At 64.1% G+C, this 12,430-nt stretch carries 10 protein-coding genes; 2 read left to right on the top strand and 8 right to left on the bottom strand.

Features of this window, described 5'->3' with window-relative positions:
- Positions 1-99: 99 nt before the first annotated feature.
- The 5 genes from RRX38_RS18965 to RRX38_RS18945 all read right to left on the bottom strand — a co-directional run bounded on the left by RRX38_RS18965 (position 100) and on the right by RRX38_RS18945 (position 5,179).
- Positions 100-816 carry an ABC transporter ATP-binding protein gene (locus RRX38_RS18965; RefSeq protein ID WP_295476632.1) on the bottom strand — a complete coding sequence of 239 codons (717 nt, stop codon included), beginning with the start codon at positions 814-816 and terminating at the stop codon, positions 100-102.
- The gene (locus RRX38_RS18960) at positions 813-1,688 is read right to left on the bottom strand and encodes an ABC transporter ATP-binding protein (RefSeq protein WP_295476633.1); all 876 of its coding nucleotides are present in this window, start codon (positions 1,686-1,688) and stop codon (positions 813-815) included. The genes RRX38_RS18965 and RRX38_RS18960 overlap by 4 nt, the downstream gene beginning before the upstream one ends.
- On the bottom strand, positions 1,685-2,983 hold the full coding sequence (gene livM / locus RRX38_RS18955; RefSeq protein WP_295476634.1) for a high-affinity branched-chain amino acid ABC transporter permease LivM: 1,299 nt from the start codon (positions 2,981-2,983) through the stop codon (positions 1,685-1,687). The genes RRX38_RS18960 and livM overlap by 4 nt, the downstream gene beginning before the upstream one ends.
- A gap of 2 nt (positions 2,984-2,985) precedes the next feature.
- Positions 2,986-3,900 carry an ABC transporter permease subunit gene (locus RRX38_RS18950; RefSeq protein ID WP_295476635.1) on the bottom strand — a complete coding sequence of 305 codons (915 nt, stop codon included), beginning with the start codon at positions 3,898-3,900 and terminating at the stop codon, positions 2,986-2,988.
- Between the two features lie 142 nt (positions 3,901-4,042).
- Positions 4,043-5,179 carry a branched-chain amino acid ABC transporter substrate-binding protein gene (locus RRX38_RS18945; protein WP_295476636.1) on the bottom strand — a complete coding sequence of 379 codons (1,137 nt, stop codon included), beginning with the start codon at positions 5,177-5,179 and terminating at the stop codon, positions 4,043-4,045.
- A gap of 875 nt (positions 5,180-6,054) precedes the next feature.
- Here RRX38_RS18945 and pncB point away from each other — a divergent pair.
- Both pncB and nadE read left to right on the top strand, forming a co-directional pair.
- On the top strand, positions 6,055-7,266 hold the full coding sequence (gene pncB, locus RRX38_RS18940; RefSeq protein ID WP_315960258.1) for a nicotinate phosphoribosyltransferase: 1,212 nt from the start codon (positions 6,055-6,057) through the stop codon (positions 7,264-7,266).
- 29 nt (positions 7,267-7,295) lie between these two features.
- Positions 7,296-8,123 carry an ammonia-dependent NAD(+) synthetase gene (gene nadE / locus RRX38_RS18935; RefSeq protein ID WP_315960257.1) on the top strand — a complete coding sequence of 276 codons (828 nt, stop codon included), beginning with the start codon at positions 7,296-7,298 and terminating at the stop codon, positions 8,121-8,123.
- A gap of 110 nt (positions 8,124-8,233) precedes the next feature.
- Here nadE and azu read toward each other — a convergent pair whose 3' ends face one another.
- The 3 genes from azu to RRX38_RS18920 all read right to left on the bottom strand — a co-directional run bounded on the left by azu (position 8,234) and on the right by RRX38_RS18920 (position 12,408).
- Positions 8,234-8,680, bottom strand: a complete 447-nt coding sequence (azu, locus tag RRX38_RS18930) for an azurin (RefSeq protein ID WP_315960256.1) — start codon at positions 8,678-8,680, stop codon at positions 8,234-8,236.
- Positions 8,681-9,010: 330 nt separating this feature from the next.
- Entirely contained in the window at positions 9,011-9,904 is an 894-nt protein-coding gene (locus tag RRX38_RS18925; RefSeq protein WP_315960255.1) for a transglutaminase family protein, read from the bottom strand.
- A complete protein-coding gene (locus tag RRX38_RS18920; RefSeq protein ID WP_315960254.1) occupies positions 9,904-12,408 on the bottom strand; it encodes a circularly permuted type 2 ATP-grasp protein in 2,505 nt (834 codons plus the stop codon). The genes RRX38_RS18925 and RRX38_RS18920 overlap by 1 nt, the downstream gene beginning before the upstream one ends.
- Positions 12,409-12,430 lie beyond the last annotated feature (22 nt).

Raw genomic sequence — 12,430 nt, 5'->3', positions numbered from 1 at the left:
GTCGCACTTGACGTAACGCACAAAAAGGTTTTCCACAAATCGAAAAAGCCCCGGACGGAAACCGACCGGGGCTGGGTGACGTCCTGTAGAACAGGCCGGTCAGTGCCCGCCCAAGTAGGCGTTACGCACTTCCTCGTTGCTCAACAGGTCCTGGCCGCTGCCAGACAGGCGGATTTCTCCGTTGACCATCACATAGGCGCGGTCGGACAGTTTCAGGGCATGGTTGGCATTCTGCTCGACCAGGAAGATGGTCATGCCCGTGGAGGCCAGCTCGCGCAGGATCGAGAAGATCTGCTTGACGATGATGGGGGCCAGGCCAAGGCTCGGCTCGTCGAGCAGCAACAGCTTGGGCCGGCTCATCAACGCCCGGGCAATGGCCAGCATCTGCTGCTCGCCACCCGACATGGTCATCGCCCGCTGGTTGCGCCGCTCCTTGAGCCGCGGGAACAGCTCGAACATGCGCTGCATGTCTGCGTCGCAGTGCTTGTCGCCGATGGGAATGGTACCCATCAGCAGGTTCTCTTCCACCGACATGTCGGGAAACACCCGCCGCCCTTCCGGCGACTGGGCGATACCGTTGGACGCGATGTAGTGCGACGACTTCTGGGTAATGTCGGTGCCCTGGTAGAGGATCTGCCCGCTGGCCGCGCGTGGCTGGCCGAAGATCGACATCAGCAGCGTGGACTTGCCCGCGCCGTTGGAGCCGATCAGGCTCACCGTCTCGCCCTCGTTGATGTGCAGGGAGACTTTCTTGAGGGCCTGGATCGGCCCGTAGAACACGTCGATCTCTTTCAGTTCGAGGATCGGTTTGCTCATACCAGTTCCTCTTCGTCCGCGCCCAGGTAGGCGGCGATCACTTTCGGATCGTTGCGTATGTCTTGTGGCTTGCCGGCGGCGATCACGTTGCCATGGTCGAGCACCACGATGTCGTCGGAAATGCCCATGACCATGCCCATGTCGTGCTCGATGAGCACGATGGTCATGTCGTGCTCGTCGCGCAGTTTGCGGATCATCCCGCTCAGTGCTTCGGTTTCCTGCGGGTTGAGGCCGGCGGCCGGCTCGTCGAGGCAGATCACCTGAGGTCGGGTACACATGGCCCGGGCGATTTCCAGGCGGCGCTGCTGACCGTAGGACAGCTCGCCGGCCAGGCGGTTGGCGCAGTCGACCAGGTCGACCACTTCCAGCCAGTAGAAGGCGGTATTCAGCGCGTCTTCCTCGGCCTTGCGGTAGCCCGGGGTGTTGAGGATGCCGGCCAGCAGGTTGCGGTTGACCCACATGTGCTGGGCCACCAGCAGGTTCTCGACCACCGACATTTCCTTGAACAGGCGAATGTTCTGGAAGGTGCGCGCCAACCCGGCGCGGTTCACCAGGTGGGTACCGCCGAACATCTTGTAGTACACACGGCTGAGGAAGCTGGGCGGCGAGACGAAGTCCGTCGGCTTGAACGACTCGCCGAGCAGCTTGATGACGTTGGTGGTCTTGCCCCGGGTATGCAGCTCGATACGCCCGCCGGTGGCCTTGTAGAAGCCGGTCAGGCAGTTGAACACGGTGGTCTTGCCGGCGCCGTTGGGGCCGATCAGGGCGAAGATCGAGTTGCGCCGCACTTGCAGGCTCACGTCGCTCAGGGCCTTGATGCCACCGAAGTGCATCATCAGGTGCTCGACCGAAAGTACGATTTCCTGGCTCATCGTGCCGCTCCTTCCTGTACCAGAACACCCTTGCGAGGCTTGACGCCGGTGCGGCTGATGCGGATCAGCCCGCGTGGCCGCCAGATCATCATCAACACCATGAGGATGCCGAACAGCAGCACGCGATATTCGGCGAAGCTGCGCAGCAGTTCAGGAGCCACGGTGAGCACGAAGGCCGCGATGACCACGCCCACGGTCGAGCCCATGCCGCCAAGCACGACGATGGCGAGGATCAGTGCCGACTCGAAGAAGGTGAACGAGGTCGGGTTGACGAAGCCCTGGTAGCTGGCGAAGAACACCCCGGCAAGACCGGCGGTGGAAGCGCCGATGGTGAACGCCGAGAGCTTGACCAGTACGTGGTTCAGGCCCATGGCGCGGCAGGCGATTTCGTCTTCGCGCAGCGCTTCCCAGGCGCGGCCGATCGGCATGCGGGTCAGGCGGTGCTTGATGAACAGCACAGCCAGCACGACGATGAACAGCACCGCGTAGATGAACAGGAATTTCAGGTCCGGGTTGTATTCGAAGCCGAAGTACTCGTGGATCGGCACCCCGCCCTCTTTCGCCCGACGGCCGAACTCCAACCCCAGGAAGGTCGGCGATGGCACCGGTACGCCGTTCGGCCCGCCGGTGAACGACAGCCAGTTGTTGAGCACCAGGCGGATGATTTCACCGAAGCCCAGGGTCACGATGGCCAGGTAGTCACCGTGCATGCGCAACACCGGAAAGCCCAGGATGCACCCGGCCACTGCGGCGGCGATGGCGGCCAGCGGCAGCGCCGACCAGAAGCCCAGGCCCAGGTACTGGTAGCCCAGCGCCAGGCCGTAGGCACCGATGGCATAGAAGGCCACGTAGCCCAGGTCGAGCAGACCGGCCAGGCCCACCACGATGTTCAGGCCCAGGCCCAGCAGCACGTAGATCAGACCGAGGATCACCACGGTCAGCAGGTACTTGTTGGCGAACACCGGGAACACGATGGCGATGATGATCAGCGCCGGGATGATCCAGTACAGGCTCGATTTGTGGTCGGGCTTGAGCACGTGCACGCCGGCACCGCCGGACTCGATGCCCTGGGCGATGCGCTGGCCCCGCGGAGTCTGCAGGAACAGGCTCATCAACAGGCGCCCGGCCATGACCACGGCAACCAGCAGCGCGACCCTGGAGGGTTGCAGATTGAAGCTGTAGCCGTCGAGCACGACGCCGACGATGGGACCGAAGACGATCAGCGCCAGCAGGCCGGCCACCACGGCGTCGATCAGGCTTTTCTTGTAGTCGATAGGTTTGGTAGGAGCTGACATGCTTACACCTTAGCCACGAGTGGGCGACCCAGCAGGCCCTGTGGACGGAAGATCAGGATCAGCACCAGCAGGCCGAAGCTGAACACATCTTTGTAGTCGGAGTTGATCAGGCCGGAGAACTGCGCCTCGGCCACCCCGAGGATCAGCCCGCCCAGCATGGCGCCCGGCAACGAACCGATACCGCCGAGCACGGCGGCGGTGAACGCCTTGATACCGATGACGAAGCCGGCATAGAAGTCGAAGGTGCCGTAGTTCATGGTGATCAGCACACCGGCCAGCGCCGCCATGGCGGCACCGATGATGAACACGTAGGAAATCACCCGGTCAGTGTTGATGCCCAGGATCGAGGCCATCTTGCGGTCCTGCTGGGTGGCGCGGCACATGCGGCCCAGCTTGGTGCACTGGATGATGTAGGTGAGGATCGCCATGCCGGCGAAGGCGGCGATGAGGATGAAGATCTTGGTGTAGGTGATCTGCACGAAGCCGCTGCCGACTTCGAAGCGCCACGCGCCTTCGAGCAGCGTCGGTACGCCTTGCTGGCGCGCGCCCTGGCTGATCTGCGCGTAGTTCTGCAGGATCAGGGAAATGCCGATGGCGCTGATCAGCGGCGCCAGCCGGGTGGAGTTGCGCAGCGGCTTGTAGGCCACCCGCTCGATGACGAAGCCATAGACCCCGGTGACCACGATGGTGAACACCAGGGTGCCGAGAATCAGGAAGGGGAAAGACTCAAGACCGAAGAAAGACAACACCGCCAGGCCGATAGCCGCCAGATAGGCGGAGATCATGTACACGTCGCCGTGGGCGAAGTTGATCATGCCGATGATGCCGTAGACCATCGTGTAACCGATGGCAATCAGGCCGTAGACCGACCCGAGGGTCAGGCCGTTGACCATTTGCTGCAGGAAAATACCGTCCATCACGCACGCTCACACACTTGAAGGCCGCTCAGGGTCCTGCCCGCCACGCCCCCAAGGGCGCAGCGAACAGATACAAAGGCAACAGAAGACGCCGATATCCAGTTTGCCCCCGCCAAAGACGGGGGCATTGCAGGAGCCTGGATTATTTCTGCTTGTCGAGTTGTTTGTATTTACCGGTGGCGTCCCACTGGTAGACCACGTAGTCGGAGGTCTTCAGGTCACCCTTGGCGTCCCACTCCTTCTTGCCCATGACCGTCTGCACCGGGTTGGCCTTGAGCCACTTGGCCGCCTCTTCGCCCTTGGTCGACTTGGCGCCGTTGAAGCCGGCGGCCAGCGCCTGCACCGAGGCATAGGCGTACAGGGTGTAGCCTTCAGGCTCGTAGCCGGACTTGCGGAATTCGTCCACCACGGCCTTGCTGTCGGGCAGCAGGCGCGGGTCGGCACCGAAGGTCATGTACACGCCGTCGACGTATTGCGCGCCGCCTGCGGTGGTGACCAGCTCGTCGGTGACGATGCCGTCATCGGACATGAACTTGACGTCCTTCAGCCCCTGCTCGCGCAGCTGACGGACCAGTGGGCCGGCCTCTGGGTGCAAACCACCGAAGTAGACCACTTCGGCACCGGTGGAGCGGATCTTGGTGACCAGCGCGCTGAAGTCTTTCTCACCGCGGGTCAGGCCCTCGTAGAGCACTTCCTTCACGCCGCGCTTGGCCAGTTGCGCACGGGTCGCATCGGCCAGACCTTGCCCGTAGGTGTCCTTGTCGTGGATCACGGCAATCTTCTTGGCCTTGAGCACATCGACCATGTAGTCGGCGGCGACGACGCCCTGCTGGTCGTCACGGCCGCACATGCGGAACATTTCCTTCAGGCCGCGCTCGGTGACGGTCGGGTTGGTGGAGCCGGGGGTGATGGCGATCACGCCAGCGTCGCTGTAAACCTCGGAGGCCGGAATGGTGGAGGAAGAGCAGAAGTGCCCGACCACACCCACGACCTTGTCCTGATCGACCAGACGGTTGGCCACGGCCACGGCCTGCTTGGGTTCGCAGGCGTCGTCACCGCGAACCAGGACGATCTTCTCTCCATTGACGCCGCCAGCCTTGTTGATGGCATCGGCTGCGGCCTGTGCGCCTCTCATATATTGCTCGCCAAACGATGCGTTGGCGCCGGTCATGGGACCCGCAACGCCGATCTTCACGTCAGCCTGTGCAAAGGACGTCACGCCCAGTGCGGTAGCCACTGCGATTGCCAGAAAGCCTTTACGGTAGAACGTTTGCGACATGAGTGGTGCTCCTGAGGTTTTTTTAGTTAGCACTGCAACTACGCAGCAGCTTCGAGCAAGCGCCGTGCCATCATTTTTTATTTTTCAAAAACTCACGTTCCATCCACCTCCTGGCCGTCGTCCGCCCCAGCGCAGACAGGAGGTGCAACCCTCTGATCAAAAGGTTGCAACCATTCACCCCAAAAAGCGCAACCGCAAAGAGCGAACAGCAGCAACCCAGCCCATTGAAAAAGGGCAACCAGGCGGTAACCGGTGCTGTCACCGAAGTGCACACCAGCGGTGCGCGAACGCTACGAGACGCACCATTCTGAGCGTAGTGGATTGTCACCGTAACGCCGCAAAACCTGCCACGCGGCCCATACGGGCGCCGCGCGCGACGGCTATTGATAACCGCTCGATGCCCGGCGGGCAAACGAGGTTTCTGCCGAATGTCATTCCATGACGGCATGAATGTTCAGTCGAGATTCGATGCCCGATGACAGCACCACGCGCCGCCCTGCCGGCGTATTCAGGGCCGGTCCCAGAAAGTCACGTAGCGAAGGCTGTCGAGTCCCTCGCCATTCAGAGAGATCAACGGCTACCCCGGCATGGCGTCTGGAGGACCAGCCAGGAGCTGCCAGGGTGAAGGAGGAAGTTTCATAGGTCGGCCGGCTGCTTTGATGAGCACGCGAGGAGAAAGGGACGCTTCCTGCCTCGCCTGCCTGGATTGCCTACGCAAACTGCTGACAACGACCAACAAAGCGCCCCGATACGCGATGATCGCTGGCATCATGGGCGCCTCGACACACTCGCGCGCCACATTCGTTGCCCGGCGTTGTCACATTGTTTTTCGCCCGGACCGCGTCCGTCGACCGGTCATGCTGGAGCTACCCCCGATGAGCGAGAGCGCTTTCTCCGAACGCATCGTGCAAAACCTGATCGACACCGATTTCTACAAGCTCACCATGATGCAGGCGGTGCTGCACAACTACCCCAACGTGGATGTCGAGTGGGAGTTCCGCTGTCGCAACGGCGAGGACCTGCGCCCCTACCTGGGCGAGATTCGCCATCAGATCGAGTGCCTGTGCAACCTGTCGCTGGGCGCCGAGCAACTGGGCTTCCTGGAGCGCATCAGCTTCATGAAGCCGGACTTCCTGCGCTTTCTGGGCCTGTTCCGATTCAACACCAGCTATGTGGAAGCCAGCATCGAAGACGACGAACTGCGCATCCGCCTGCACGGCCCCTGGCTGCATGTGATCCTCTTCGAAGTACCGCTGCTGGCCATCGTCAGCGAGGTGCGCAACCGCCACAGCCACCCGCATACTCTGCTCAGCCAGGCCCGCGACCAGCTGTACGCCAAGTTCGACTGGCTGAAGGCCAATGCCTCGACCGAAGAGCTGAGCGAGTTCAAGGTGGCTGACTTCGGCACCCGGCGGCGTTTTTCCTATGCCGTGCAAGAAACCGTGGTCGACGCCCTCAAACAGGAATTCCCCGGCCAGTTCGTCGGCACCAGCAACGTGCACCTGGCGCAACAGAAGAACGTCAAGCCGCTGGGCACCATGGCCCACGAGTGGATCATGGCCCACCAGCAACTGGGCCCGCGCCTGATCGACAGCCAGATCGCCGCACTGGACTGCTGGGTGCGTGAGTACCGCGGCCTGCTGGGCATCGCCTTGACCGACTGCATCACCACCGACGCCTTCCTCAACGACTTCGACCTGTATTTCGCCAAGCTCTTCGACGGCTTGCGCCACGACTCCGGCGACCCGGTGATGTGGGCCGAAAAATGCATCGCGCATTACCAGAAGCTGGGTATCGACCCGATGAGCAAGACCCTGGTGTTCTCCGACGGCCTGACCCTGCCCAAGGCGCTGGGGATCTTCCGTGCCCTGCGCGGGCGCATCAACGTCAGCTTCGGTATCGGCACCAACCTCACCGCCGACATTCCGGGGGTCAAGCCGATGAACATGGTGCTGAAGATGACCGCCTGTGCCGGCCAGCCGGTGGCCAAGGTGTCCGACGAGCCAGGCAAGGCACAGTGCAAGGACCCGAATTTCGTCGCCTACCTGCGGCATGTATTCAAGGTGCCGGACACCCCCGGCGAATGAGCCTTTTGACTTTCAACGAGGAGAGCCCCATGCAAGCCCTGCAACGCCAGATCGCCGAAGCACTCAAGGTCCAGCCGCCCTTCGCCGACGAGGCCGCCCTGCAAGCGGAAGTGACCCGCCGGGTCGAGTTCATCAAGCAATGCCTGCGCAATGCCGGTCTCAAGAGCCTGGTGCTGGGCATCAGCGGCGGCGTCGACTCGCTGACCGCCGGCCTGCTGGCCCAACGCGCGGTGCGCGAGCTGCGTGACAGCACCGGCGACCAGGCCTATCGCTTCATTGCCGTGCGCCTGCCCTACCAGGTGCAGCACGACGAGCATGAGGCCACGGCAGCAGTGGACTTCATCAACCCCGACGAGCGTCACACCGTGAACATCGGCCCCAGCGTCAAGGCCCTGGTCGCCGAGGTCCGAGCCTTCGACGAGCAGCACGCCAGTGCCGTGGATTTCGTGGTCGGCAATACCAAGGCGCGTACCCGCATGGTCGCGCAATACAGCATCGCCGGTGCCTACCAGGGCCTGGTGATCGGCACCGACCACGCCGCCGAGGCGGTGATGGGCTTCTTTACCAAATTCGGTGACGGTGCCTGCGACCTGGCGCCGCTCAGTGGCCTGGTGAAGAACCAGGTACGCGCCATTGCACGCAGCTTCGGTGCACCGGAGTTCCTGGTGGAGAAAGTGCCGACCGCCGACCTGGAAGACCTGGCCCCCGGCAAACCGGACGAGGCCGCCCACGGGGTGACCTACGCCGAGATCGACGCCTTCCTGCATGGCCAGGCAGTACGCGAGGAAGCGTTCCGGATCATCAGCCAGACCTACGCCAAGACCCAGCACAAGCGCGAGCTGCCTTACGCGCCTTGATCGGAAAGCACGGCGAAAAAGGCCTCAGTCGAGAAAAGCGGACCGGCTGAGACCGGTCCCTATGAGTCGGGTCAGCCTCAAGCCGGGCGTTCACGCCCGTGGCGCAAGTGTCATTTGAAGACGATGTCGCCTTGCATCATCGCCACGTGGCCCGGGAACGAGCAGAAGAACTTGTACTTCTCGTTCGGATTGAGCTTGCTCGGGTCGAAGCTGACCGAGGTGCTTTCACCGCCGCCGATCAGCTTGGTGTGGGCGATGACCCGGTCGTCGCCGTCCTTGAGGTGATCCTTGTCAATGCCCGCCCCCATGCCATCGGTGGCGACGCCCTGCATGTCGGCAGCCTTGGTCAGCACCCAGTTATGCCCCATGACGTTCTTGGGCAGCGTACCGACGTGCTTGAGTTCCACGGTGAAGGTCTTGCAGCTCTTGTCGATCTCCACGGTCTTGGTGGTGAACTGCATCATGTCGTTGGACTCGACGGTGGCCTTGCACTCGGCCGCCAGCAACTGGCCGCTGGCCAGGGTCAGCAGGGAAACCGCCAACAGTTTGCGAATCATGTGAATCTCCTGGGAAAGGTGTTCGGTGTCGCACCGGCCGCCACGGCCGTTTTTTGCGCGGGCTGCGAGGAAGACTGCCTGAACGCTGTCACGGTTCCAATGACCTGCGTCAACGTGACTCCCGCCGGGCGGAACCGGCAACAGACGCTATCGAGGCGATACAGGCAATCAAAAGGCCAGTTGGCGATCAAGCGGCTAGGCTTCAAGCAACCGAGCCCAGGAGCCACCTTCATGTCGATCACCGGCCTGTTCCACAGTCTGTTCGCCGCCTACGCCTGCGCTGCCAGCGCCCACTGCCCCAGCGACGCGTTCGAACGCACGCCCCGCTGATCAGCCTTCGACGGGCATCACCGTGACCCGCACTTCCGGGTCGTGGTTGCCGCCGCCGAGGATCACCCCGCGCAGCGGCGACACATCTGAGAAGTCGCGGCCCCAGGCCAGGGTGATGTGCTCCAGCGCCGGCTGAATGTTGTTGGTCGGGTCGAAGTCCACCCAGCCCAGCACCGGGCAATACACCGAGACCCAGGCATGCGAGGCATCGGCGCCGATCAGCCGCGGCTGGCCGGGTGGCGGCCGGGTCAGCAGGTAGCCGCTCACGTAACGAGCGGCCAGGCCATGGGAGCGCAGGCAGGCCAGCATCAGGTGAGCGAAGTCCTGGCACACCCCGCGCCGACGCTCCAGCACCTCCACCAGCGGCGTCGCCACCTGGGTGGCCTCGGCGTCGAAAGTGAATTCCTTGAAGATCTTTTCCATCAGCGCCTGGGCCCCGAGCAGCAGCGGGCAGCCTGGCGGAAAACAGCTGGCCGAGAACTCGGCGAACACGCCCTTCAAGTGCACATAGGGCGACTGGAAACGATAGCGACAGGCATCCAACGTCTCGGCATCCATGGGGCGAGCGCTGTAGCTCAGGGCATCGCAGGCTTTCTCCCAGGGCGCGGAGCGGCGGAAGTCCAGGGCCGGTCGTTGCAGCACCTCGACCTGCAGGCGGGCATTGACCTGCAGCTCGTCGTGGGGGCGTTCGAAGGCCAGCCGCGTCAGCGGATTGCCGAATACGTCCAGCTCGTCGCGTCGTGCGGTGGGCTGCGGATGAATCTGCAGCCGTTGCTCGCTGCAGCGTTGCCACGGGTTGTCCCGCGGCCACAGATGCGCCAGCTGCTGGGCCAGCGACACCGGGCTGTCGTAGCGGTAATGGGTATCGTGCAGAACCTGGTAACGAGCACTCATCAGACGGACACCGTGCGCTGGCTGACATCATCGACATGGGCGAAGTGGCGCAGGGCCAGGCGGTCGGAAGCCTGGCCGCTGGCGTCACCAATGCTTTCCAGCAGCCCGGCCAGGCCATCCAGCGCGGCCTGCACGCCACTGTCGCCGAACAGTGGGTTGTCCAGATTGCCCAGGTCGACGGCGGCCAATCGCCGCGCCAGCCGGGCCAGGCTGTCGTCGCGGGGCGACTCGAAGCTTTCGTTGAGGCGATGCAACGAGCGCGACACTTGGCGCAACTGGAACAGCACGGCATGCGGGTTCTGCTCGTCGAGTAACAGCAGGTCGAGCACCGGAATCAACTGCGGCACGGCCATGTAGCGCGAACGGTAGGTGATGCTGCTGTTGGCCAGTTCCAGCAGCCAGTCCAGCGCCGCCTGATCCTTGACCGCCGCACCGCGCAGAAAGCCCGCCAGGGTGCTGCTGAGAAAACGCAGCCGCTCGATGCGCCGGCCGATCATCAGGAAGCTCCAGCCCTCATCGCGGGTCATGTCGTCGAGGGCGAAGCCCGACAACGCGGCCAGCGACATCACCAGACGGTTGAGAAAATCCAGCAGCTCGCCCAGGTCAGGCTCGCCGGCCTCCAGGCTCTGCGCCTCGCGCTGCAACTCCACCAGCGCCTGCCAGTTCTCCCGGGAAAGCTTGCCGCGCACCTGCGAAGCCGCCCAGTGCAGGCGCTGCAGAGTGGCGCGCAGGCTGAAGATCCACTCTTCACCCAGCAGGGCGGTGACCAGCCGTTGCGGCAAGGTATCGCCTTGCTCGCCCTCTTCGGCATCCGGCAGCAGGCCCACCCGCTCGGCCAGGTCGACGGCGGCCTGCAAGGCCAGCGGATCATCACCGTCCACATAGCGCGCCAGCATGATACGCAGCAGCCGCGCGCTGCCATCGCAGCGCTCGCTGTAGCGACCGAACCAGTAGAGGTTTTCCACCACCCGCGACGGCAGGTAGGGGTCACGGCGAATCAGGTCATGCACACCGATGCTGCGACGCCCCTTCCACGGCTCGATGAGCGGGGCTCGCTCACCCAGCACCCAGGTGTCCTTGCTGGCCCCGCCGCGCTGCATCGACACCACGTCGGCATTGGCCTGCGCGGCAACTCGCGCCAGGCCGCCGGGCAGCACCCGGTAGCCATCGGCGCTGGCCACGGCGTACACGCGCATGCCCACGGCCCGCGCCAGCAGCCCCTGACCGTCGGCCTGCAGCACCGGGGCCTGGGAAAGCTGCGCCAGCTCCTGGGCGACATAGGCATAGGGGCGTGCGCGAACGCGCCGGGCCAGGGCCTGGCTGCGCGCCTCATCGAGGTCACGGCCAAACGCCGGGATGAAGCGCTGCGAAGGAAACGCCGGCTTGAACAACAGGTCGGGCAGCTTTTCCAGCGCCTGCTCCATGACCGGCGGCTCGCCGCACCACCAGGTGGCGATGGACGGCAGGATCAGCTCCTCGCCGAACAGGTGTTCGCTGATCTTCGGCAGAAAGCCCAGCAGCCCCGGCGACTCCAGCACGCCGCTGCCCAGGGCATTGGCCACCAGCACCTGGCCCTGGCGCACCGCCTCCAGCAGGCCGGGAACGCCCAGCGCCGAGTCGGTACGCAGCTCCAGCGGATCGCAGAAGTCGTCGTCGAGACGCCGCATGATGGCATGCACGCGGCGCAGGCCATTGAGGGTCTTGAGATAGACCCTGGCGTCACGCACCGTCAGGTCGCCGCCTTCTACCAGCGGGTAACCCAGGTGGCGGGCCAGGTAGAGGTGTTCGAAGTAGCTTTCGTTGAAACGCCCTGGCGTCAGCACCACCACCAGCGGCGCCTCGTCGTCGGCGGGCGCCTGGCGCGCCAGGGTCTGCTGCAGGGTTTCGAAGAAGCCGGACAAGTGACGGACCTTGAGGTCGCGGTAGATGTCCGGCAGGGCGCGGGCGATGATCTGCCGGTTCTCCAGGGCATAGCCGGCCCCGGTGGGCGCCTGGGTACGGTCGGCGGTGACCCACCAGCGGCCATCGGCGGTGCGCGCCAGGTCGACGGCGTACATGTGCAGGAAGGTGCCCTCGGGCGGCTTCACGCCCTGGCAAGGCCACAGGAAGTTGTTGTGCCCGAACACCAGCTCGGCGGGCAGCAGGCCGTCGGCGATCAGCCGCTGCGGGCCGTAGAGGTCGGCCAGTACGGCATTGAGCAGGCGCGCCCGCTGGGCGATACCGGCTTCGATGCGTTGCCACTCATCGGCGGCGATGACATGCGGCAGCAGGTCAAGCTCCCAGGGCCGGTCGGCGCCCTTGGGGTCGGCATAGACGTTGTAGGTCACGCCGTTTTCCTGGATCTGCCGGGCCAGCAGGGCCTGGCGCTGCACCAGATGCGCCGGGCTGCTGCGCTGCAGATACTCGTGCAGGCGCCGCCAGTGGCTGCGCAACCTGCCCCGCTCATCGAGCATCTCGTGGTAGGTCCCCGAAGAAAACGGGTAACGGTCAAGCAGATCAGGCATGCAAGGCTCGGCAGACGGCTAG

The organism is Pseudomonas sp. DTU_2021_1001937_2_SI_NGA_ILE_001, assembly GCF_032463525.1.
In the GTDB taxonomy this organism is placed as follows: Bacteria; Pseudomonadota; Gammaproteobacteria; order Pseudomonadales; family Pseudomonadaceae; genus Aquipseudomonas.
This window is presented reverse-complemented; position numbering and strand designations above follow the sequence as displayed.